Genomic DNA, 22513 nt, shown 5'->3' with positions numbered 1-22513 from the left:
CGGATTAATACCCAAACGGCCCGCTATCCTATTTTGTCTAGCGGGCCGTTCAACGTAGTCAGGAAATTTAATACTTAAAGCATATCGACCTTCACGAGGTTATCGTCCGAAACCCGGTCGATCAGCTTATTATAGGGGTCGATACCCGCTTTTAAAGGCTTGCCTTTCACCGTTACCTCGATGACATGTTCGCCGGGGAGCAGGCTACGTTTCTGAATCAGGAGGGGCACTTTAGTAGTCAGACCGTCTTTGTTTTTGCCATCGTCGGTCAGCACCGCGATATCGGCAATAACGGGTCCCTTGCCCTTACTGATTTCCTTGCCCGCTTTGTCGTAGTATTCCGTCACCGTGCGAACGTGCATCGTAACCCGATACTGGCCGCTGCCTAGGGCTTTGGCTTCAGCCTTGGTGATGCGGTTATCATAGAGCGTCAGCTTCTCGAAGTTATCCGTTAGCCAGGGCTTTAATGAATCGGGGGTGGCGGATTTCAGGAAATCGTACCATTCCAGTGAGGTCGTGAAGGGTGCCTTCTGGCGGAACCGGGCTGCTTTCATGTAATCGTTCATGGCTTTGTTGACCCGGTCTTCGCCAATGTAATCCTGAAGGGCGTACATCAGCATGGACCCTTTCTGATACCAGACATAGGAACGGGTATCATTATCGAGCATATTGGCCTCGAACTTATCCTCGTTGGCCCGACCGCGCAAATATCTGTCCAGGCTGTATTTCAGGAACTTGGGCATCGCGTTGGCACCGTAGCGCTGCTTGAGCACCATCAACGCCGAGTATTCAGCCATCGTTTCCGAGATCTGGTTGGCCCCACGCGTCCGGCTGGGCATAATCTGATGGCCCCACCACTGGTGCGCCACCTCGTGGGCTGTCACGTAGTACGCATAGTCTGTTTTGTTGGGATCGTGGAAGTCACCGACCCAGCCAAACTCCTCCGAATACGGAACCGTTGTCGGAAACGACTGGGCAAAGGAGGCATAGCGCGGAAACTCCAGCACGCGCAAGACCGGGTACGGATAAGGCGCAAAATTTTTGGCGTAATACGAGAGTGACGCTTTCATACTAGCGATAAACCGGTCGATGTTTTTGTCATGGCCCGGATGGTGATATACTTCCAGCGCCACCGTTTGCCCATCGGCACCCGTCCATTTATCACGTTTAACGTCATATTTTGCGGAACACATGCTAAAAAAATAGTCGGAGAAACCAGGCAGTTTATACTGAAAGTATTTACGGGGCTTCCCATCGGCACCCACCTTCGTCCAGGTTTTCAGCAGTTCGCCGGGCATGATCGCCGTTTGGTCGGGGCTGGTCGAAATTGTTCCTTCGAACGTGACCCAATCGGCATCGTCGGTGAAGAGGAAATCCCGCAAACCGCGCGGGTCGTTCTGCGCCGGAACCGTCCACTCCTTTATCGGCAGTCCGTATTTTTTGCGGTATTTGTCGCTGGTCAGCTCATTATCCTCACTATATCCAAAACCGGGAAAGATACTAACGTTGAAAAACGTGCCGTTGGCCACCACATCCCGGCTGTCGCCACTGTTGGAGAAACCAACGTATTGCCCCATCACATCCATATCCAGCCGAGCCGAGTCGCCGGGGTTCATCCGTTTAGGCAGACGGTAAATGTAATAGCCAAGATCAGTGTCGTTCAGGACAAGATCCAGGGCTTTCCCATCGACCAGCAGCTTGTTCAGTTTACGGTGAAAGTTGTCGACGGGGATGGTCAGGTACAAGGAGTCAATGGGCTGATCGCCCTTGTTAACCATCACGAACGCCCCCGAAGCAAGAGCCTTAAACTCCTCTGGATACACATCAACGTTTACCTTCGCGCTGGTAATTTTGGGTTGTAGCACATGGACATATTTGTGGTACGTTTTTTCGAACGTAGCCTGTCGTTCACGCTGTTCGTCGATGGAATAGTACCGGTTTTTTACACTCACATTCGTATAAATCCAGGCACCCATGCTCACGAAAGCCAGCAGAAATAATGTAAACAACGCCACAGACCCCTTACCCATTCGCTGGCGGGCCAGTTGCCAGCGGGCTTTGAAACCCGTGTCGGCACCCCGATTCCAGAACCACAGGGCCAGCACCAGCAACAGACCACCGAAGGCATACCAGTAAAGCCGGAACGAAGCCAGTCCGGCCAGATAATGTCCGAAACCGTTCATATCGGAAATCTGAACGCCCCCGCCCGAAAACGGAATCGCCAGCTTGTAGTTGAAATCAGCGAATTGCGGCACCGCCCAGATAACGATGTAAACCGCCAGCGTGACGATGTGCCCCACAAACTTCTGATTGACCATCGTGTGCACAAAGAAGGCCAGCATCACCAACTGAAAATACTGCGTGAAGGCGATACCCAGCAGGTCGCGGAAGTAGAGCGGAAACTCGTAGTTGAAATAACCCTTTACCGTCTGGTTCAGCACACCCGATACCAGAATGAGGGCACAAAGCAACAAACAGATGTAAATCATCGACAGCAGTTTGGCCCCGTAGTTCATCCAGTCGGGCACGGGCAGCGCATCGGCAATCGTATCGTAATGGACAACCTTGTCGCGGTGAACGACCTCGCCCGTGTAGAAGATCAGCACGATGAGCACGAAAAAGAAAAACGTGCCGTTGCGGGCTTCGAGCATGGCATACGTAGTCGGCAATGACGGCGTGCCATAAGTCTCTACCCCGAACCAGCCATCCAGAAACAAAAACAGTACGGCTCCGAGCAGAATGGCAATGAAGTAAGGATCCCGGATGATATTTGCAAACTCAATCCGGGCCTGCCGGAACATCTGCCGAACATAGGTGCTCGTCTGAAAAACAGGCGATGGAACAGGCAAACTCGCCAGGGATGGCACTCCCTGACCCACCACATCGTCTTTCCCCCGCTTGCCCAGTTTAACCGCCAGAAAACGCGAGAAACTAAATCGAGTCAGCGTCAGCACAAATACCAGTAATGCTACCCCAAACCAGATCAGCCGGTTCGTGAGCAAATCGCCCTCCAGGGGAGCCAGTAGTGTATTTTGCTCCACCGGCGACCAGTATTTGGTAGCCGCGTCGTAAGCATAGGACCCGAAAGGGTCGAGCAAATTGACGAGCCGCTTGTTTTCCAGATCCTGCGATAGCGTAGAGCCAAGCAGGTAGGCAATGAACAGCAGAATACTACCCGCGTAAGTCGCGAAAACCTGGCGCGAGAAAGCCACCAGACTAAAGAAAATGCTGCCCACCAGAAACGTGTTTGGTACAACGAACAGCACGAACGGGTAGGCATAGTCGCGGAACCGAATGGGGCCAAAGCGCTCGGTGTTGTCGGCCAGATTGAACACAGGCCCTAACAGCGAGCCAATAGCGATACCCAGCATACCAACGGCCATAATGCCCAACAGCACGACGAACGAGCCCAGGTACCGGCCCAGAATATACCCCCGTTCGGTAATGGGGAAAGTGAAAAAGTAATTTTTAGTGTTGTGCTCTATGTCCCGATAAACAGGTACGCCCATCACAGCCGACGCGATCAGCATACCAAAAATGGTCAGCACGATCACAAATTGGCTGATGGCGAATGGGGAGTTGATATTCGTTTTTTCCGATGCGGGGCCGTTTCCGTAAATAACAAAGAGAAACGTGAAGAGAAATAGAATGAGCGCGTAAAGATACGTGGCGGGCCTTTTTAGCCGATACGCTAACTCAAATGTAAAGATTTCGAGGAACATGGCTATGTTAGTATTAGGAGTGAGGAGCGAGTAATGGGAGGTGTTATCGCTTGGCCTCTACCGCGTTATAGTAAGCTGTTAACAGGCGTGCTACCTCTTCGAGGTTAGTCTGAAGAGCTTCCGTATTGGCGTAATCAAGATCCTGTGCTAAGATGAAGTAATAGTGAGTTTCGTCTAAGGAGCCCTGTGCAATATTCAGAAATTTGGCCTTGTCAGGAATCGTTCGTTTGCGATATCCTTCTGAAATATTGGCAGGAACAGAAACGGCACTTCTACGCAGTTGGGAGGTGAGGGCAAATAACTCTTCTTTTAGGAAAACTTTAGTCAGGTTATAAATAGACAGCACAAGCTGATGCGCTTTTTGCCAGACGATTAACTCCCGAAAATGTTTAGACTTTTCCATTTGAATGCGGCTTTAAAAGATGGGTACACAATGACTGAAGAGTAACTCCTACAACTCGCTCCTCGCTCCTATTACTATTTTTCACACCGTAACGACATCCATTTTTTCCGTGATTTTGGCAAAGTACACATCCTCCAGATCGGGGGAGACGGGCTCGAAATCAGCCAAAGGCAAATCACTATAGGCGTGGAGCCGGGTTTTTCCTCCTTTGAGCTGGGTTGAAATCACACGGTGAGTTTTCCGGTAGGTATCGATCTCCGACTTCTCAACGAACGTCTGCCAGATTTTCCCGTTCAGATCGGACACCAAATCGTTTGGATTACCCGCAGCCACCACTTCGCCAAGGCAAATAATGGCCATATCGGAACACAGGTTCGTGACATCTTCGACGATGTGCGTGGACAGAATCACGATGGTATTCTCCCCAATTTCGGAAAGCAGGTTATGAAACCGGTTGCGTTCGGCAGGGTCCAGGCCAGCCGTTGGCTCGTCCACAATAATGAGTCGCGGGTTGCCGATAAGCGCCTGAGCAATCCCGAATCGCTGCTTCATACCACCTGAGTACGTACCCAGATTCTTCTTTCGGACCTGGTACAGATTGACTTTCTGCAACAGCCCCTCCACGATGTCTTTCCGCTCCCGGCCGTTGGCAATACCTTTCAGCGTGGCGATATGATCGAGCATTGTCTCAGCCGTAACGCGCGGGTAAACACCAAACTCCTGCGGCAAATAGCCCAACACCCGGCGTACAGCGTCTTTCTGGGTCAGTACATTCAGATCCGTATTGAGACCCGTTAGGCGAACACTACCGCTATCGGCTTCCTGTAGGGTAGCAATGGTCCGCATCAGGCTTGATTTCCCCGCGCCATTGGGGCCGAGCAGGCCGAACATACCCTGCGAAATGGTCAGCGTAACCCCTTTTAGTGCCCGGACGCCATTAGAATACGTTTTAGTAAGGTCTTTGATTTCGAGTTGCATACAGAAAGATGGGAAAGCATTTGGTTTATAGGGACAATGAGCAAATATGTTAAATGCTACTCAAAATCTCGCCAAACTTTCGCATACGGTCATTATTTGCGCTGAACGGCAAAGCGAACACGCAGCAAATGCGAAGAGCTGTACTCAACGTACCTAAGAAGAGCTGTACTCAACGTACCTAAGTTGATACAATTGTTCAGCCACGAAAGCTATACCGGCTGGCCTTCCTGACACAAAAAGCGAACCACCAACGCAATGAAACGCTGGTGGTTCGCTCTTCAGGTATTTATGGGTGGTTGGTTAGGGAATACTGTTTTTTCTGGAAGATCTTTTTTTACAAATGAGGTCTAGCTTATAGTGATCAGCGCGTATCAGCGGATGCGTCTGAACACCCGACAAAAGAACCGTTTTTGCCCAACAACGCCTAAATATGACCATAGACAAAGTGTGTACACCTTTGCCAAAATACTGAAAATCAACATAATAAATTTAACAAATTAAGGACTTCCAGCGACTATGTTTCACCGAGCCGGATAATACCCCAATTACTGCTCATCAGGATTTGTAAATGCTGTAGGCTCAGGAATTGCCATTTTTTTGTACAATCGCGTCTTGGCCCGGCGCACACTGGCCGGATCAATATTGAGCAGAGCGGCAATTTCCTTGGTGGACAAATTGATGTGAAAGTAGGCGTAGAGCCGTACTTCATGTTTGGTAAGATTGGGATGCTTGATCTGTAAATTCTCGAAAAAATGGGGATGCACCTGTTCAAAATGCACTTTGAATTTCCCCCAGTCGGCATCCAGATACAGGTTACTCTGCAGGATCGACTCGATTCCTTTCAATCCCTGTTGCCTCACGGTCGGATAGTATTTCGTCAACTTGGCTAGCTGCGTTTTAAGGCCGGCCAGCATTTCGTTTTTCTGAACAATGTACAAGGTCGTAGACGCCAGTTCCCGCTGGTTAACATCCAGCCTTTCCTGCAGTAATTCGTTCCGGGTTTTCTCGTGCTGGATATCGGCGCTGATTTTCTGGTTTTCCAGTTCGGTCAGCCGGTGTCTTAGTTCCATTTCCCGAATGTTGAACTCAAGCTTCTGAGCTTCTATTTTCCGGGTGGCCAGTTCTTTCTGGATGTATTTAGTACGGGCCACCAGCGCTATCGAGAACGACAGGGTTTGCGAAATAATACCTAAATCGGGCAGTATTGAACCCTGATCAAACACCATCGTATGGTTTATACTGATGACCACATGGCTCAACCCAATGGCCAGCATGAATAGTAATGGCAGCATGTTGGCCAGCAAAAAAGGAGTGGCCGCCGGTAACTTCCGTAAGTAGCCCACTAGGCAGGTCCAGGTACTAGTCCCGATCATGATCAGCGCCAGCATATTATGATAGGCCAGCGTGTATGGCTCAAGATAAAATAGCCAGCTGTTGATAGCCACCACAATAACCGTCAGTAAGGCATAGGCATACAAACTGTACTTGAGTATAAAATCCAGGCGGGGCAGCGTCGTCGCTGTATTCAGATATGTACGCGTCGATTGAACCAGCCAATACAGAACAAGAATAATGCTGAAGTGCTGTAACAAATCCGCCAAATCGAACGCGTACGTATCTCCATTAGCCCATACGTCGAACGTGAATACCGGACATGGAAGAATGGTTTCGATGAACCGTTTATAATGCGTAAGGTAAATCACGGCCCCTATTTGCCCAATCAGGTAGTACAGAACGATTTTATCCCTGAAGCTGAAATAGATAAATAGGTTATTGATAAAAAACAGGCCCAAAACAGCCAGCGTAGCCATCCAGGCAACCAAAATAAATTGCTCTTCACTATCCCTTTCCGCCTGGCTTTCAATAACAATCTGCGGTTTGATAGCTACAGCGCGGTGTAGAGCCTTCAGGTCGGCTTTTATATACAGCGTTGTTGCAGCCCGTTTCTCTGCCATAAAAGACATAGCCTGTCGGTAACTGCCCCTACGGTGCCTGTAATTGGGAACGTATATACCCGTTTGTTGCGCAATCCAACGCTGGCTATTGGCGTCGAACGAGTAAAACGTATTCGTGAGCGCAGGCTGAACATACAAGTTGTACGGCTCGTCGTAGTGGGATGGATTGGCCACCACCACCCTAATCCAGAAACAATCGGCACGGGTCATCCGGAGCGAATCACCCGGTATAAAGTGAAGAGTCGTATCTGTGCGTACTTTATCAAGCGTATACCCACGGTCGGGCAGTACTGCATACGATTTAATCTGCGCAGCCGCGTTGTCACTTGACGTCCGTATGGATTGGGCATAACTTGCTACCGTAGCCAATAAGAGGACAAAGAAGACAGTAATTTTACTCAAGAGAGATTGATCAGTTAATACCCGTTGGCTTGGTCATTTACGCTGAAATTCAGCAAAATAAACCTTGTTTAACCAACTGACTATACCGTATACAATACATTAGAGGTGCATAGTGATCTACTTTCTCTATACACTTTATCTATAATCTCTTTTGAGTATTATTTGTTATCTTTTCCAGCGGCTAATTAACCGGCTTCTAACTCCGGTAAAGTACGTTACTCGTTTCGCCTGTCTTTACCTGGAAACTTGTAAGCTGACGATCATGGCCCTTACTTACTCTTTGCCCGTTTGTAGAGTGGTACGGTGCTGCAAGGCTCCCCGAAAAGCAGGCTTTGCACCACAGGCCGTAACACGCGTGTAATCTCTACATAAGCGGCCGTTGGCACGGGTACTTTGGAACATCCTTTCACAACAACACGCGCATCCCGATAATCTTCAGGCTGGATGTTGGCAATCGCTTCGTAGTACAGCTTTTCTTCCAGATCAGCCAGCGTACCGAACACGATGGTGTGGGCAATCGGTTGCAATTGCAAGGTCAGCAGCATATACGCCCAGGTTGGAACAATGGCGTCTTCGGTGCAGGTGATTGCCACGTTTTTACCAGCGTACTGGCTCCAGTCATGTTCTTTCAGAAAAGCACGAAAGTCTTTTTCTTTGAGAATCAAGCCCATATACAGGTTATCTTTCAAGTCATAAACGACACGCTCGCCAGGGTGGTAATAATCTTCCAGATCAAGCGTAACAAGGCCACTGCCGGCCACACGATTAACGATTTCAGCTTCCATAGTATGCAAGATAATACTGTCTAAACAGCAGGTAACGGCAGCCCGTTCACTACTCGTCCAATACAATTGTCTGTCGTAAATAACCCGTCAAGAGTCCGCTTTTTTTGCTACTTTTGTTCCTATATATCCAAAACTTTTGCCGGGAGCCCCGCAGCGGTTCATCGAGTTAGCGAATAGCGGTAGCGCGACGCCCGACAAAGGTATTAGTCTCATCAAAAAACGCCTTAGACATCTCTTCCATGAAATTTATAGTTTCCTCCTCTGTACTGCTGAAAAATTTACAGCATATCAACGGCGTTGTAGCAACCAATCCGATTGTACCGATCCTCGAAAACTTTCTATTTCGTATCGACGTAGGCCCCGAAGCAGCCGGTGGAACACTTACGGTAACGGCTTCAGACCTGCAGACGACAATGACGACGCAGATTCCGGTAGAGGCCAGCGAAGGAGGTTCCATTGCTATCCCGGCGAAATTACTGCTGGATACGCTCCGCAGCCTGCCCGAGCAGCCCGTTACAGTGAATATCGACACCGATACGTTTGGCACCGAAATTCTGACGGATAACGGCCGCTACAAGCTCTCCGGCGAAAACCCGATTGACTTCCCGAAATTACCGACGGTGAATAAAAATATGTCCGTCGATATGACGTCCGACGTATTACTTGGCGCCATCAACAACACCGTTTTCGCGACCAGCACCGACGATCTGCGCCCGGCGATGACGGGGGTATTGCTGCAACTGAACGAAGACAATGCTACGTTTGTCGCGACGGACGGCCACCGGCTTATTCGGTATCGCCGAACCGACCTGAACGCGTCGGCCAGCACATCGATCATCATTCCACGGAAAGCCCTGCAATTATTGAAAGCATCGCTGCCCGAAAACGTACCCGTTACGGCAGAATTCAGCCAGGCCAATGCCTCCTTTAGCTTCGGTCCAACGCAGTTGATCTGCCGCCTGATCGATGAGCGCTTCCCGGACTACGAAAACGCGATTCCGACCAACAATCCGAACGTGATGACCATTGGCCGGACGGATCTGCTCAATTCGCTGAAACGGATCATGATTTACGCCAACCGGACGACACACCAGATTCGGTTATCGCTCAAAACAAATTCGCTGACCATTTCGGCCGAAGATCTCGATTACTCCAACGAAGCCAACGAGAAGCTCCTCTGCGATTACGATGGTGACCCGATGGAAATTGGTTTCAATGCCAAACTGATGGCTGAGGTGTTGAGCAACCTGAGTGCCAAAATGATCACCCTCGAAATGTCGGCTCCAAACCGCGCGGGTCTGCTCATTCCGGCGGATAAAGAAGAAAACGAAGATATCCTGATGCTGGTGATGCCAGTCATGCTGAATACATACGCTTAGTTTTTTAAGGAGCGAGGAGTGAGTAGTAGGAGTGAGGAGGGTTGACGCATGTATTGCTTTCGCGTCAACCCTCCTCACTCCTACTACTCACTCCTCGCTCCTAACCCTATTATGGCCTCCAAACGTACGGCTCCCGCCCTTGCTTTCATTTTCATTACACTTCTCATTGATGTAACGGGGCTTGGAATTATCATCCCGGTATTTCCGAAGTTGATCGAACAGCTTATACACGGCAACATTAGCCAGGCGGCAAGCTGGGGCGGCTGGCTGTCCTTTTCCTACGCGGCCATGCAGTTTCTTTTCTCCCCCATTCTGGGTGGCCTAAGCGATCGTTTCGGACGTCGTCCGGTACTCTTGTTCTCCCTATTTGGCTTTGGCCTCGACTACATACTTCAGGGGTTTGCCTCCACCATCGAATGGCTCTTTGTTGGCCGCTTGCTGGCGGGTATTACAGGAGCCAGTTTCACAACAGCCACGGCCTATATTGCCGACATCAGTACACCCGAAAAGCGGGCACAGAATTTTGGCCTGATTGGAGCGGCCTTTGGTGTAGGCTTTATTCTCGGGCCAGCCGCAGGTGGTTTTTTAGGGCAGTATGGCCCACGGGTGCCTTTCTTTGTGGCGGCTGGCCTGACCATGGTTAACTTCCTGTACGGTTTTTTCATCCTTCCCGAGTCACTTGCCCCCGAAAACAGACGTCCTTTCAACTGGCGACGGGCAAACCCAGTTGGTTCGTTGATGCGGCTGGGTAAATACCCGGTTATTCTGGGTCTGGTGGCGTCGCTGGTATTGGTTTACGTTGCGGGCTTTGCCGTGCAGGGCACCTGGACGTTCTATTCCATGGAAAAATTCAAATGGGACGAGAAAACCGTTGGCTTATCGCTGGCGGCCATCGGTCTCTCTTTCGCTATTGTGCAGGGCGGGTTAAGCCGGATTATCATTCCTAAACTGGGACAACAGCGGTCGGTTTACGTTGGCCTTATGTTCAGCGCGGTTGGTTTTCTGTTATTCGCCATCGCCAGTCAAAGCTGGATGATGTTTGCCTTCATGATGGTGTATGCCATGGGCGGTATCGCGGGGCCGTCCATTCAGGGAATTATATCCAATCAGGTACCGGCCAACGAGCAGGGCGAATTACAGGGTGCGTTGACCAGTCTGACCAGCACAACCTCTATTTTCGGGCCGCTCATTATGACGAATTTGTTTTCGTTCTTTACCTCCCCAGCCGCCCCCGTCTACTTACCCGGAGCGCCGTTTTATCTGGCCTCCCTGCTGGTAGTGATCAGCGCTTTTCTGTCCCGGCGCGGGCTAAACCGTAGTTTGGCCGCTAGTTGATTTTTTTAAAATCCAAGCCATCGAAAATCAGCGTATCGACGTTACCCAGCGCACTCAGGCTGAATCGGGCTATAGCCTTACCGTACCAGGCTTTTTGGTAAGGCCCATAAAAGGTATCATAATGCCAGTGTGGCAGAGTTGCCTTCAGCGAATTGTCATTGACGTTGATCACTAACTGATTGGCCTCCACACTAACTTCGGCTTTCCCATACAGCGGGCTGGTGTATGTTCCGGCGTATTGGGCAAGGGGCAATGATGGCGACGTATTGGGAACGCGCTTCGTGTCGAAACGTTTTTGCGCTTTCTTACCATCTTCTCTGAGTTTCGAATAAAGCGCTTTGAACTCCGCACTCCAGTCGCGGTTGCCACCCAGCGCAAACCAGTCAAAGGCTTTATACATCAGGGCATGGCGCACTTCGGCATGGTCGTAATTACCAAATACGTAAACGCCCAATTTCTCCTCGGGCAATTGCCCGGTTATGGCTGTCAAGCCGGATAAACTACCCGTATGAAAATTCACCTTTTTACCTTTGTAGTCGTGCTGATACCAGCCCAGGCCGTACGTACGCCAGTTGGGCTTCAGCAGTTGCATCGTTGGGTATTCGTCTTCCGGGAAAAAGGTTTGTGGGGTAAAAATTTCAGCCCAGGTTTGGGGCTTCAGCAAGCGGCCACCCTTGTATTTGCTGCTATCGAGCATGCAGATAACCCATTTGCTGATGTCGTCGGCCGATGACCAGACCGCCCCCGCCGAACCAACTTCGCTGTCAGCACCGTACTCAATTACCTTGATGGTATCGTTGATGGCATAGTGCGGCTTTGTCAGGTTGGCGTCGGTAATGTAGCCCCGCTTGGGTGCGGTACGGGTCATGCCCAGCGGTGTAAATAGGCGCTCTTTTATCGTTTCGGCCCACGTCTTGCCTACGATCCGCTCAATGATCCGGCCCGCGGCTGAATAAAACGTATTCTGATAAACGAATCCGGCCCGAAACGGGTAACTGGGCTTTACCATTTCCATGCGCCGGAACATTTCATTGGCGGGAATGGTCATGGCTCCCGTCAGGAAATCCGTACTGCCAACCCCCGTATCGTGAATGAGCAGATCACGAATTGTCAACGCACGCGTCACGTAGGGATCATACAGCTGAAGTTCGGGCAGGTATTTGGAAACCGGATCATTCCAGGCCAGTTTTCCCTCATCGACGAGCATGCCGATGAGCGCGACAGTCATTGCTTTTGTGGTCGATGCACAAGCAAATAGCGTCTGTGTATCAACACGTTCCGGCTTGCCCAGCTCGCGTACGCCATACCCTTTCTTGAAGATGACCTGATTATCCTTAACGACAGTGATCGAAAGGCCGGGCACGTCCCATTGTTTGCGGGCAGCCTCTACATAGGCATCGAATTCCTGAATCTGTTTGGGTGAGATCGGCTTTTGCGCCAAAGCAGTAAACGTAGTACTCGCAAAGAATAGTAAAAATAGGTTCCGCATGGAAGTCAGCATTATAATCAATTTAAATGCGTCCTTCTGTAGGTTCACTAAAAAGAGCGCATTTTTGTCATTCCGACGCAGGAGGAATCTTGAGGGTTGTCTTACTTTAAGATTCTTCCTGCGTCGGAATGACAAAAATGCGCTCTTTTTGGCTTAATAACGAGAGATGATAGTCTCAATCGTCAACTATGCGCCGTATTCATAAAGCAAAGACAACACTGAACCGAAGTTGCATAGCGTCCTCCGTTTTCAGGCCCATGAGTGACGGCCGCTCAATGTTATGATCACTCATGTTCACCGGAAACTCACCGGTCAATGTCATTTTCCCCGCGGCATCTTTACGTGTCGCCTGCAAGGTAGCAGGCTTCGCTACGCCATGAAACGTGAGTGTTCCCCTGGCGGTTATCAGGCCATTGTCCCCTCCCTTTATGTCTGAACTGACAAACGTCACATTGGGGTATTTTAACCCGTCGAGCACCTCGATTGCGTGTGAATCCCGGTTGTTATTGTCGCTATCGAACGACGCCACTTTGAGTGATACCGCTATCGTTTCGGGAAGTTTCGTCTCGTCATTGTAGATAAGCGCACAATTTACGTCATGGCTTACGCCATCCCACTTATGCAACGGGTGTTTGGCCGAGTACGTAACCGTCGACAGCGCTTTGTCGGCCGTCAGTTTTCGCTTGGCCATTGGGCTGACAAAAGCGCACAGAATTCCGATAGCTGCCCAGCAGCTATAGTTTAGTAACGTGTTCATTTTCTTAAAAAGTTATGGCTAGAATCGAAGCCGCATATGCTCCAAACGTTGTATACGCAGCCGCCCGGTGATAGGGTTTGAGCGATGCGTTTTCATCAATCATATGAGCCAGCACATTGGTGGCGACCATACCCGTCAGGTGAACGATGGCGAGGTACTTGTGGAGTTTGATCGTCGTAAATCCTTTCCGAGCACCCACTACCGGTGGTGGCGCGGTCAGCGACAGCAATAACGTTGTTCCATACGTAACGTTGATGAAGGTTGCCGACCGTTCATGCCATTTTTTGGTATCGACGTAATCCTGCCCTTTAGCATTGTAAAGTTTTGCCCCAATGATTCCCTGTGCGATGAACCCGGCCAGCGTAACAAAACCGCCAATCTGGTGGGCAATGAGCATCGTTCGCCGAACTTTCAGCTCATGAGCGCGCCCATCGGGCGTCAGGGGAGCAATCTTCATGGATCGCAGCAATCCCTTTGGCCCCCAGAATGCCCGCTGCGTAAAGATCATTTTATGCGGCAATAGCTCCGGCTTGGTTTCTGTCGAGTCGCTCAGCCCGGCCAGCAAGTCTGTGGCAGAGGCATCCGTTGTTGCTGGCGTAATGGTGGTGTCCCGGCGAACGGCAGTCGAATCCTGCGCCTGCAACGCCCCCGCACTCAGGTACATGAAAAAGGCAAAACAAATGTATTTCATCGGCTAAACGTAGCGGTTATGCGGTTACAGTCAATGTATTTCCGTCGGTACTGAGTGTTGTTTTATATTGCGTCAATGCTCGGGTAGCAGGCCCTACTTTTACGGCACCTGTCGTTTGGAACTCGGAGCCATGATTGCTACAATAAATGTCATCGGAGTCCGCCCGGTATTGTACCGTAGTGCCTTCGTGGGTGCAGGCTTTGGAAAGTGCGATTACGCCCCCTCCTTTCAGTTTGGCAACCAACGTACTGCCGATAATGGCATACTGTCCTGCTGTTTTCAGCTTGCTGTAGTTGGTATCGGTCAGATCGAGGGTATAGTTGATCGCGCCCTTGGCCGAATCAGCGTTGCCGGTTAAGCCTGTTCCGGGCGTTGTTCCGGGATTAACCGGTGTTGGGTCATTGTTATCGCTGCCTTTTGAGCAGGATGTAAGCGTGGTTCCCATGCAGTAGAAGGCCATTAGGGCGGCACTGCTCATACCCAGACTACGCAGAAATTCGCCACGCTTCATTTGATCGGTCGTTGGATTGCTTTTCATCGGCTGTTTATTTAGTTTATTTCGTGTAGTTACAATAGTTAACAGGCAGTTCCGGCCAATAGCAAACGGGCATGGCCCTTACAACTTATATCGGATCGAGAAAAAAGTGCCGGTACTCAGGAGATTAAGCTTAAGATAGCCAACCTGCTTCAGAGGTATTTTCATAAAAGGCTCAATCTGCCAGGACAGTCGTTTTGTTAAGGCCCGCTCGTATCCAGCAGACAAGTTTACCTGACTAAATCCGTAATTGTCACCTTTTTCACTGTAGACGGGAATAGGTTTATGGGCGTATCCAGTGTATTTATAGACATACGTCTCCTGTTCGATGAAGTAACTCGTTACTCCGCCAGTAATAAACCACCGGCTTGGTGACCGGCCATCAGCCCTGGGACTCAGCAAAAAGTCATATCGCACATTGAGCGGAATGTCCAGCATCCTGCATTGACCATCAGCGCCCTGCGGAATCGTGTACATGGCGTTTTTATAATAATTATTCAACGTATAGTCCGATGCCGTTGCCCTATAAATTTTCGTACTCTGGATAATACCCGTCTGTACACTCCAGCGCGGGGCCAGCCGGTATTCCAGCAGGACACCCACGTTGGTTCCCGGCCGGGCAAAGTTCTTCAACCCAATCGAACTCAAATCGGGGGAAATGGCCAGCCGAACACTCAACCCTCGCTCTACGGGTGGTTTTGGTACAATCGTCGCAGGTTCTTCCGGCTCTGTTGCCGTTGGCGGCACGTCGACCACACGCGTCGTCAATGCCAACGATTTCGGCCAATTGGCGGGCCGGATTGTCAATTCGCGTACGTCTGGCAATCCGGCTGGTTCCGCCTGATCAAGCATAGGTTGGATAAAGTTTTCATTGGTATTCGTTGCGGCCAGCGGCCTCTTGTTCTTATCAACATCCGTTTTCAAAGACCGCTTTCTACTCATTGGCGAGGACACTCGTACTTCGTTCGTAGCCAACTGATTTTGGCTCCTGTTCAGCCACTCGGCCTGTCTTTCCTTTCCTATTGCTGCTCGATTGGGTATTATCCTACCCGCTCGCGGCTCCTTTCTCTTTCCGTCATTCGTCCCGGCCACGGTTCGTTTTGCCAGGACGGTTGATGTAAGATCCGTTCGTTTACGTCCTGTTTTTGTGGCGTTGCTTTTTTGCCCGTACGCACGAGTAGGGGCATTCGTTTCACTCGCGGTTGCGCGTGTATTCGTTTCTTCAGACCCATTCACAAATTTATCTGGCTGCTTTTGGGCTTTAGCAGAGGCAGTCGTCGTTGCAGGTTGTTCACCTGCTGGCTTCGTCAGCTCAGTCGATTGCCTGTTCAGGTCAACGGACTGGGCTGACGATCCGGTCGATGTAGCTGGTGAGGAGCCGCTATGCGTTTGCTGAGGTTTGGCAGCATCTGGTCGTTTCGTAGCGATTCGGGCAGCTTCGGGTTGCGTACCGGTATTCACTGGCAGTCCCGAAGTGAGTTTACCCGGTGAAGCCTCCCGACTGGTCGCGTTACGACGAGACAGGTATAAGCCCACCATCGTTAGCAGAAGCAGACAAAGGGGCAACCCCCAGCGAAGCAAATTTTTCCAACGTGGCGTACCACCACCGGGTGCTGGCCCATCATGCGCATCCAGCCGGGTTTGCATGTCCTGCCAGGCCGCCGGATCGAACGGAGGATCAAACTCTTCAGCCGACTTTCTGAAGAGCCCGTCCAATTGGTCATCGGTTAGCTCTGACATACTCATCGTTGTTTAAGCGCTTGATTAACAAGCGTAGGTTCTCCCGTGCCCGGGCCAGGTTCGACTTCGACGCGCCAACTGAAATGCCGAGTTGACCGGCAATTTCCTCGTGCGTGAATCCATCCATAACATACAAATTAAATACTAGTCGATAAGCGGGCGACAGCCGCTGAACCAATCCCATTAACTCTTCGTGGGCCAACTGACTGAACGCATCGGCCGATTCTGAAGCAACGGACTGTTCAAGCGGCTCAACATCTTCGTGATGATGATGACGCACCTCCTGCCGGTAGTGATCGATGGCCGCATTGATTAAAATGCGCCGAAGCCAACCCTTAAATGGCTGCGCTGAATCGTACTGGTCCAACCGCGTGAATACCTTCAGAAAACCATCGTTCAAGACTTCAAGTGCTCCTTCACGTGTGGGGGCATAGCGCAGACAAATACTCATAGCATACCCGTAGAACTGCCGGTAAAGCAATTCCTGACTTTTCCGCTGATTGCGTAAGCAGCCAGCGAGTAGGTCGGTTAAAGCGGGTATGTTAGGCGTGTTGGACAAAGTGACCTGTTTTGTAAAGTACTATTCCCGGTTTACAGTACGTTGGTTGCTCCGTCAACGAGTCGACAAAAAGATATGCATAAACGCGTAATCGAATCCGTAAGCCAATGGCGGTTCTACTTAATTTGGCGCAATGGGCGAAGTCGTGTTCACCACCGGCCAAACACCCGGCCGCGGCACGCTAACTCCTTTGGTGTTGCCACGGGTTGCCTGATCGGGACCAAAATAATAGAGCGGCCAGCCTTTATACGTCAATTGCGTTTTCCCCACGGCCGTGATCGTTTTAAAGTCGTTCTTGTCCAATATGGACGGAATCTCACCGATTGTCGTCGACGTCACAAATATGGGCCAGGTAGCGTCATTGCTCAGGTCAGCCTTTGTGTATTTGTTCACATTGTTTTTGTCGAACGCGTAGGCATACAGCGTGCGGCCAACACTATCGACTAAAAATAAGGAGTTCCCTGTTCCTTCTTTCGTATCGAACGTATAGCTTTTCCCATCGTTACCAACGAGTTGGCGAGAGGCCAGCATAACCGTATAATTCGTTTTGGCCGCCATCCATACGTTCCCAACTTTATCGCCAAGAACATCGCCTTCTTTCGCATCATTCTTGAAGTAGTACATAGGCCAGCCCCGGAAGGTTGTCTGTTTACTACCGTCGGCCCGGGTTATGGTCCCAAAATCACTGGCCTTCAGACCAGCGCTCAATGTAGGCGTTTCTTTGTAAAAAACAGGCCAATTGTCTTCGCAGGCACCCGAACAGGTAGCGTTTCCGGCCACATCGCTGGCAAAGAAATAAAGTGTCTTTCCCCCTTCGCCAGTCATTATGTTGCCGATCGATGAGGTTTTGATAGCAACGTCTGGTGAGACGATGGCTGGATTGTCGTCCTTACAACTAAGCAGGGTCACTACTAGCATGACCGTTGCCATCAGGGAGCGATTGACGTTAACGATTCGTTTCATTTTATCAACTGTATTAAGAATTAAACAAGAACAGTTGAACCGGTTCGTTCGTCAATACGGCAGGTTTGGAAAACAGGTTGCGTGAGGGCTAAAAAAAAAGTTAACTTTCTTCATCGGCCCGTCGATCCGCGCGAATCTCGGGGATGGTATCGGGGTCGATCAGGCCAAGCGAAGCCGCATGTTCGGCAGCAGCAACGGTGTCGGACACAAGCAGCATCGGCACCTTGTGCGCTTCCGTCGTTCGGATGAGTTCGCGAACCGCTTCGTCGCGCTGGTCGGTCGATACATCGCGGATGTACACGGCCAGAATCCGGCCCGGATTGTCGCGCACAACCTGCGAATAGATTTCGGGGTCCTGCTGTCCACTGTCGCCAATCAGCACAAAGGGCAGTTTTGGGTTCACATCCAGCACTTTACGGATCATGGACAGTTTATGCGTGTGGTGCCCTCCGGACGACAGCAACTTTGCACCCAGATCGAGATTGCGGAGCAAAAGAGGTCCTTTTGGAATGCCCTGAATCCGAAAGAAATCGACCAGCAAATCGTACAGATTCCAGGGGCTGCTCGACACAAAATAAATGGGATTGAAGAGCGTCGTAAGGGGTCCGCTCTGCAACGCCCGGTAAAAGGCGGCTATCCCCGCAAAGGGCAGACGCGTATAGGCATTACCCAAAAACGTGAGTTTGGCCGTCTGGAGCAGATTCGTTGCATCGGTCACCAGAACCGTATCATCAATATCCGAGATAACCCCGAACTGACTATAGGGGGGCGAAATCATCACATACCCTTCTTTCTCAACAGATTGATTGCCTTTGCCATCGTTTAGCTCCGTAGCGGGTTGCTCAACGCCATCCAGCGAATAACGCACCGGAAACCACGCCCGGCCCGGCGGCAAATCGTTGGGGGGATTGATGGTTGCTTCAAAATACCCGTCTTCATCCGTAATGGCCGTATGTATTTGCCCAAAAGCCTCAATACGCACCGTTACGCCGGGCACTTCGCGACTGCCAAACCGCTGATACGTTGCCAGCAGATTTTGCCAGAAAGTGTCCCGGTCGCTGGGCGTACTCAAATCCCGCTGCCGCAGTACCCGACCCGACAGCCAAACCGCCGTTGGGCTGCCAAAGCCCCGGTAATAAATGATCCGATAGGGTTTGCTGGCATCGAGTCGTCCGAAAAGACGGCTTTTGAGCCGATCAAACTGGTTTTCGGCATCGGCTGATGCATTCGTCAAAAATTCGTTCAGAAAAGACATATCGTACTAAAATCAATGGGGATGAAGGCGACTGAAAAGCGTTTTTCGTGAAGATGATTAACTGACTTTCGGCCATCCGGGGGTTTAGTGATAACTTGCGCACAAATTACTTGTCGGCAGTTGGTTGATCGTGGATTGTCAGCGACTGACTTCTCCATATTACCGTTACCAACAACTATCATTAAAAACCATGAGCAAACAAATTGTTTATACCGACCAGGCGCCGGCTCCGATTGGGCCATATAGTCAGGCAGTTAAAATAAATGGCACACTCTTCGTGTCGGGTCAGGTTGCCATTGAGTTAGCACCCAACGGTGACATTCAGGCCGAGACGCAGAAGGTAATGGAAAATATTGGGGCCATTCTGAAAGCCGCCGATATGGATTACACCAACGTGGTGAAGAGCAGTATTTTCGTAAAAGACATGAACAACTTTGCCGCCATCAACGAAGTATACGGCCGGTTCTTCACCGTCGATCCGCCCGCTCGTGAAACCGTGGAAGTAGCTCGTCTGCCTAAAGATGTTAATGTCGAAATTTCAGTAATAGCTGTTCAATAGTGAAAGAATGAAAGAGCGAAAGAGCGGTGCTAAGCCAATCGCCTTCTCACTCTTTCGCTCTTTCGCTCTTTATATTTTCCCATGTCAAGACCCGTTCGCGTTCGTTTCGCACCCAGTCCAACCGGCCCGCTACACATTGGCGGAGTGCGTACTGCGCTTTACAATTACCTGTTCGCCCGGAAAATGGGTGGTAAAATGCTCCTGCGCATCGAAGATACCGACCAGAACCGCTTTGTGCCGGGTGCCGAAGACTATATTCTGGAAGCCCTACGCTGGGTCGGTATCGAGATCGATGAAGGGCAGGGTGCCGCATCGGGCCCACACGCGCCCTACCGCCAGTCGGAGCGCCGGGAAATTTACCAGAAAGAAGCCCAGCGCTTGATCGATGAGGGCAAAGCCTATTATGCCTTCGATACGGCCGAGGAGTTGGACGCCATGCGCAAACGGCTCGAAGAAGCCAATGCACCGGCGGCTCAGTATAACGCCATCACCCGGATGCAAATGCGCAACTCTCTGACCATGAAGCCAGAGGACGTTAAAGCACGTATGGACGCCGGGGAACCCTATGTTATTCGCCTGAAAACACCTCGCAAAGAAGAAGTCCGGCTAAATGACCTGATTCGGGGTTGGGTAAACGTCCATTCGTCGTCTATTGACGATAAGGTTCTCCTCAAATCCGACGGCTTACCGACTTATCACCTGGCCAACATTGTGGATGACCACCTGATGGAAATCACGCACGTTATCCGGGGAGAAGAGTGGCTTCCTTCGGCACCGTTGCACGTGCTGCTGTATCGGTATCTGGGCTGGGAAGACACCATGCCGCAATTTGCTCACCTGCCGCTGCTGCTCAAACCCGAAGGCAACGGCAAACTCAGCAAACGCGATGCCGACCTGGGTGGTTTTCCGGTGTTCCCTTTGCAGTGGACCGACCCCTTTACGGGTGTCGTGGCGCGGGGCTTCCGCGAAGACGGTTACCTGCCCGAAGCGACCATCAACTTTCTGGCGTTGCTGGGCTGGAATCCCGGAACGGAACAGGAATTGTTCACGATGGACGAGCTGATTGCGAGCTTCGATATTTCGCAGGTGCACAAAGCCGGAGCCCGATTCGATATTCAGAAAGCTCAGTGGTTCAACCACCAGTATATTCGCCTGCAACCCGATGCCGCGCTGGCCCCCGCCGTTCAGCAACAGGCCGAAGCCGCCGGACTGACCTGTTCGCTGGAAAAAGCGGAGAAAATTGCGGCTTTGCTCAAAGGGCGCGTCAATTTTGCTCACGAACTGTTCACCGAAGCGGGCACTATTTTCAACGCCCCAACGACCTACGACGAAACCGTTGTAGCCGCCAAGTGGAATGAGGATGCGAAACGTGCCGTAACGGTTTTCCGCGATGCCTTACACACCTTCGATGGTGTGTTTGTGGCCGAGGAAATTAAACATACCCTTGGCGATGCGATGCAGCAGGCAGGTATCAAGCAGGGTAAAATCATGCAGGCCATGCGGGTAGCCCTAACGGGTTCCGGTGCGGGCCCTGACCTCATGCTGACGATGGAAATCATTGGCAAAACCGAAACAATTGACCGGTTGGAAAAAGCGTTGGACACCTTGAAAACGCCTGTCAGCTAATTTTTTAAACCTATAAGCCGGGGCAGCGTTTCGGTCTTATAGGTTTACAGTAAACGACAATTCGCATGGCAAAGAAAAAGACAAATCCCGATGAAAACGACAAACCCCGCGTTCATAAAGAACTCGAAGGTTTCGATATTCAGATAAACTCGTTCGGTGAAATAACGACGAGTTTCGATATTGATAAAATCAATCAATTCCTGAATAAAACTGTCGATGATAAAAAACTTCGTCACCGTACCGATCTGAATTTGAAAGGGGAACCCGAAGCAGACGACAATGACGATAAATCTGACGACGATCACTTGTTTGACGAGACAGACAACGATTTGCCCGACGATATAAATCAACGGTAAAAGCCCGACCCGCTAAAACGCCCGGTCGGGCTTTTTTTGTGCCGTTTGTCAGATAACTTACGAGTAAACTGCCTTTCATTTACTAGTTTTCGTCCATAATCAATCAGATAGACTAATCAAACCCGACTATGTACGCTCACGAAATCGATTACAAGATTATTGGTGAAGATATTCAGATCGTTGAAATAGAGCTGGACCCCAACGAGACCGTTATTGCCGAAGCAGGCTCGATGCTGTTTATGGAAGATGGCATCTCATTTGAAACAAAAATGGGCGACGGCTCTCAACCCGATCAGGGGTTTCTGGGAAAGCTGTTGCAGGCGGGTTCGCGGATGGTGATGGGTGAGTCGCTTTTCATGACCCACTTCACGAACCGGGGAGTCGGTAAAAAGAAGGTAGCGTTTTCGGCTCCTTATCCGGGCACCATTATGCCCGTAAACATGGCGAATGTGTATGGCAACACACTCATCGTTCAGAAAGATGCCTTTTTGTGTGCGGCTTTGGGCACTAAGCTGAGCATCCAGTTTAACCAGAAACTAGGCGCCGGTTTCTTCGGTGGCGAAGGCTTTATTCTTGAAAAAGTACAGGGCGACGGCATGGTATTTATTCATGCCGGTGGTGTCGTTGTCGAACGTACATTAAACAACGAAACGCTACGTGTCGATACCGGTTGCGTAGTAGGTTTTGAGCCGAGTATCAACTTCGACATTCAGCGGGCGGGTGGTCTGCGGAGCATGGTGTTTGGCGGTGAAGGGCTTTTTCTGGCCACGCTACGGGGTTCGGGCAAAGTCTGGATTCAGTCGATGCCAATTTCTAAATTAGTGCAACGGCTGTCGCCGGGCGGTGGACAAGCCAATAAAGAAGGGGGCTCCGTACTTGGGCAGTTGGGCAATTTGTTTGAAGGGTAAGCGCCTGATGATTCTGCCGATACAACTGGGCATTCAGTCAGAAAGATTATTTTTTAGCTGGTTTTGAGGACATTTTTTGTTCAATTCACGTTAACCAGGAAAATCAAATAAATCCG

19 protein-coding genes are annotated in these 22513 nt (G+C 50.5%); 6 read left to right on the top strand and 13 right to left on the bottom strand.

What is annotated here, in order from left to right; all coding sequences use genetic code 11:
- Positions 1–74 precede the first annotated feature (74 nt).
- From ACYU8Y_RS02940 to ACYU8Y_RS02920, 5 genes are all read right to left on the bottom strand, one after another.
- On the bottom strand, positions 75–3722 hold the full coding sequence (locus ACYU8Y_RS02940) for an ABC transporter permease/M1 family aminopeptidase (RefSeq protein WP_460934033.1): 3648 nt from the start codon (positions 3720–3722) through the stop codon (positions 75–77).
- 43 nt (positions 3723–3765) lie between these two features.
- Entirely contained in the window at positions 3766–4125 is a 360-nt protein-coding gene (locus ACYU8Y_RS02935; protein WP_460934031.1) for a four helix bundle protein, read from the bottom strand.
- Between the two features lie 81 nt (positions 4126–4206).
- On the bottom strand, positions 4207–5103 hold the full coding sequence (locus tag ACYU8Y_RS02930; protein WP_460934029.1) for an ABC transporter ATP-binding protein: 897 nt from the start codon (positions 5101–5103) through the stop codon (positions 4207–4209).
- Between the two features lie 545 nt (positions 5104–5648).
- Complete coding sequence (locus ACYU8Y_RS02925; RefSeq protein ID WP_460934027.1) at positions 5649–7460, bottom strand: 7TM diverse intracellular signaling domain-containing protein; 1812 nt, start codon at positions 7458–7460, stop codon at positions 5649–5651.
- Positions 7461–7729: 269 nt separating this feature from the next.
- Positions 7730–8245 (bottom strand): DUF2480 family protein, encoded by a 516-nt coding sequence (locus ACYU8Y_RS02920; RefSeq protein ID WP_460934025.1) that lies wholly within the window; start codon positions 8243–8245, stop codon positions 7730–7732.
- Between the two features lie 239 nt (positions 8246–8484).
- Between ACYU8Y_RS02920 and dnaN the strand changes: the two genes are divergently transcribed.
- A complete protein-coding gene (gene dnaN, locus ACYU8Y_RS02915) occupies positions 8485–9624 on the top strand; it encodes a DNA polymerase III subunit beta (RefSeq protein WP_460934023.1) in 1140 nt (379 codons plus the stop codon).
- A 111-nt stretch (positions 9625–9735) separates the two neighbouring features.
- Positions 9736–10959: a TCR/Tet family MFS transporter gene (locus tag ACYU8Y_RS02910; protein WP_460934021.1), complete on the top strand. Its 1224-nt coding sequence runs from the start codon at positions 9736–9738 to the stop codon at positions 10957–10959.
- Here ACYU8Y_RS02910 and ACYU8Y_RS02905 read toward each other — a convergent pair.
- From ACYU8Y_RS02905 to ACYU8Y_RS02870, 8 genes are all read right to left on the bottom strand, one after another.
- Positions 10952–12448, bottom strand: coding sequence for a serine hydrolase (locus tag ACYU8Y_RS02905; protein WP_460934019.1), 1497 nt, complete (start codon positions 12446–12448; stop codon positions 10952–10954). The genes ACYU8Y_RS02910 and ACYU8Y_RS02905 overlap by 8 nt on opposite strands.
- 199 nt (positions 12449–12647) lie before the next feature.
- Positions 12648–13205, bottom strand: coding sequence for a YceI family protein (locus ACYU8Y_RS02900; protein WP_460934017.1), 558 nt, complete (start codon positions 13203–13205; stop codon positions 12648–12650).
- A 4-nt stretch (positions 13206–13209) separates the two neighbouring features.
- Complete coding sequence (locus tag ACYU8Y_RS02895; RefSeq protein ID WP_460934015.1) at positions 13210–13896, bottom strand: hypothetical protein; 687 nt, start codon at positions 13894–13896, stop codon at positions 13210–13212.
- A 16-nt stretch (positions 13897–13912) separates the two neighbouring features.
- Positions 13913–14434 (bottom strand): QcrA and Rieske domain-containing protein, encoded by a 522-nt coding sequence (locus tag ACYU8Y_RS02890; RefSeq protein ID WP_460934013.1) that lies wholly within the window; start codon positions 14432–14434, stop codon positions 13913–13915.
- A 78-nt stretch (positions 14435–14512) separates the two neighbouring features.
- Positions 14513–16171 (bottom strand): hypothetical protein, encoded by a 1659-nt coding sequence (locus tag ACYU8Y_RS02885; protein WP_460934011.1) that lies wholly within the window; start codon positions 16169–16171, stop codon positions 14513–14515.
- Positions 16152–16730 carry an RNA polymerase sigma factor gene (locus ACYU8Y_RS02880; RefSeq protein ID WP_460934009.1) on the bottom strand — a complete coding sequence of 193 codons (579 nt, stop codon included), beginning with the start codon at positions 16728–16730 and terminating at the stop codon, positions 16152–16154. The genes ACYU8Y_RS02885 and ACYU8Y_RS02880 overlap by 20 nt, the downstream gene beginning before the upstream one ends.
- Positions 16731–16850: 120 nt before the next feature.
- A complete protein-coding gene (locus ACYU8Y_RS02875) occupies positions 16851–17693 on the bottom strand; it encodes a hypothetical protein (protein WP_460934007.1) in 843 nt (280 codons plus the stop codon).
- A gap of 100 nt (positions 17694–17793) precedes the next feature.
- On the bottom strand, positions 17794–18948 hold the full coding sequence (locus ACYU8Y_RS02870; RefSeq protein ID WP_460934005.1) for an App1 family protein: 1155 nt from the start codon (positions 18946–18948) through the stop codon (positions 17794–17796).
- 190 nt (positions 18949–19138) lie between these two features.
- Between ACYU8Y_RS02870 and ACYU8Y_RS02865 the strand changes: the two genes are divergently transcribed.
- From ACYU8Y_RS02865 to ACYU8Y_RS02850, 4 genes are all read left to right on the top strand, one after another.
- Positions 19139–19507: a Rid family detoxifying hydrolase gene (locus tag ACYU8Y_RS02865; RefSeq protein ID WP_460934003.1), complete on the top strand. Its 369-nt coding sequence runs from the start codon at positions 19139–19141 to the stop codon at positions 19505–19507.
- Between the two features lie 81 nt (positions 19508–19588).
- The gene (gltX, locus tag ACYU8Y_RS02860; protein WP_460934001.1) at positions 19589–21133 is read left to right on the top strand and encodes a glutamate--tRNA ligase; all 1545 of its coding nucleotides are present in this window, start codon (positions 19589–19591) and stop codon (positions 21131–21133) included.
- Between the two features lie 65 nt (positions 21134–21198).
- A complete protein-coding gene (locus ACYU8Y_RS02855; RefSeq protein WP_460933999.1) occupies positions 21199–21489 on the top strand; it encodes a hypothetical protein in 291 nt (96 codons plus the stop codon).
- 128 nt (positions 21490–21617) lie between these two features.
- A complete protein-coding gene (locus ACYU8Y_RS02850) occupies positions 21618–22397 on the top strand; it encodes a TIGR00266 family protein (RefSeq protein WP_460933997.1) in 780 nt (259 codons plus the stop codon).
- Positions 22398–22513 lie beyond the last annotated feature (116 nt).

This window comes from Spirosoma humi (genome assembly GCF_054776575.1).
Note: the sequence above shows the minus strand (reverse complement) of the source record. Positions and strands in the feature narration are given on the sequence as shown.

What these genes read in the sequence shown, in the direction of transcription:
- ACYU8Y_RS02940 (WP_460934033.1), bottom strand. Translation starts at nt 3,722, where the DNA reads ATGTTCCTCGAAATCTTTACATTTGAGTTAGCGTATCGGCTAAAAAGG.
- ACYU8Y_RS02935 (WP_460934031.1), bottom strand. Translation starts at nt 4,125, where the DNA reads ATGGAAAAGTCTAAACATTTTCGGGAGTTAATCGTCTGGCAAAAAGCG.
- ACYU8Y_RS02930 (WP_460934029.1), bottom strand. Translation starts at nt 5,103, where the DNA reads ATGCAACTCGAAATCAAAGACCTTACTAAAACGTATTCTAATGGCGTC.
- ACYU8Y_RS02920 (WP_460934025.1), bottom strand. Translation starts at nt 8,245, where the DNA reads ATGGAAGCTGAAATCGTTAATCGTGTGGCCGGCAGTGGCCTTGTTACG.
- dnaN (WP_460934023.1), top strand. Translation starts at nt 8,485, where the DNA reads ATGAAATTTATAGTTTCCTCCTCTGTACTGCTGAAAAATTTACAGCAT.
- ACYU8Y_RS02910 (WP_460934021.1), top strand. Translation starts at nt 9,736, where the DNA reads ATGGCCTCCAAACGTACGGCTCCCGCCCTTGCTTTCATTTTCATTACA.
- ACYU8Y_RS02905 (WP_460934019.1), bottom strand. Translation starts at nt 12,448, where the DNA reads ATGCGGAACCTATTTTTACTATTCTTTGCGAGTACTACGTTTACTGCT.
- ACYU8Y_RS02900 (WP_460934017.1), bottom strand. Translation starts at nt 13,205, where the DNA reads ATGAACACGTTACTAAACTATAGCTGCTGGGCAGCTATCGGAATTCTG.
- ACYU8Y_RS02895 (WP_460934015.1), bottom strand. Translation starts at nt 13,896, where the DNA reads ATGAAATACATTTGTTTTGCCTTTTTCATGTACCTGAGTGCGGGGGCG.
- ACYU8Y_RS02890 (WP_460934013.1), bottom strand. Translation starts at nt 14,434, where the DNA reads ATGAAAAGCAATCCAACGACCGATCAAATGAAGCGTGGCGAATTTCTG.
- ACYU8Y_RS02885 (WP_460934011.1), bottom strand. Translation starts at nt 16,171, where the DNA reads ATGTCAGAGCTAACCGATGACCAATTGGACGGGCTCTTCAGAAAGTCG.
- ACYU8Y_RS02875 (WP_460934007.1), bottom strand. Translation starts at nt 17,693, where the DNA reads ATGAAACGAATCGTTAACGTCAATCGCTCCCTGATGGCAACGGTCATG.
- ACYU8Y_RS02870 (WP_460934005.1), bottom strand. Translation starts at nt 18,948, where the DNA reads ATGTCTTTTCTGAACGAATTTTTGACGAATGCATCAGCCGATGCCGAA.
- ACYU8Y_RS02865 (WP_460934003.1), top strand. Translation starts at nt 19,139, where the DNA reads ATGAGCAAACAAATTGTTTATACCGACCAGGCGCCGGCTCCGATTGGG.
- gltX (WP_460934001.1), top strand. Translation starts at nt 19,589, where the DNA reads ATGTCAAGACCCGTTCGCGTTCGTTTCGCACCCAGTCCAACCGGCCCG.
- ACYU8Y_RS02855 (WP_460933999.1), top strand. Translation starts at nt 21,199, where the DNA reads ATGGCAAAGAAAAAGACAAATCCCGATGAAAACGACAAACCCCGCGTT.
- ACYU8Y_RS02850 (WP_460933997.1), top strand. Translation starts at nt 21,618, where the DNA reads ATGTACGCTCACGAAATCGATTACAAGATTATTGGTGAAGATATTCAG.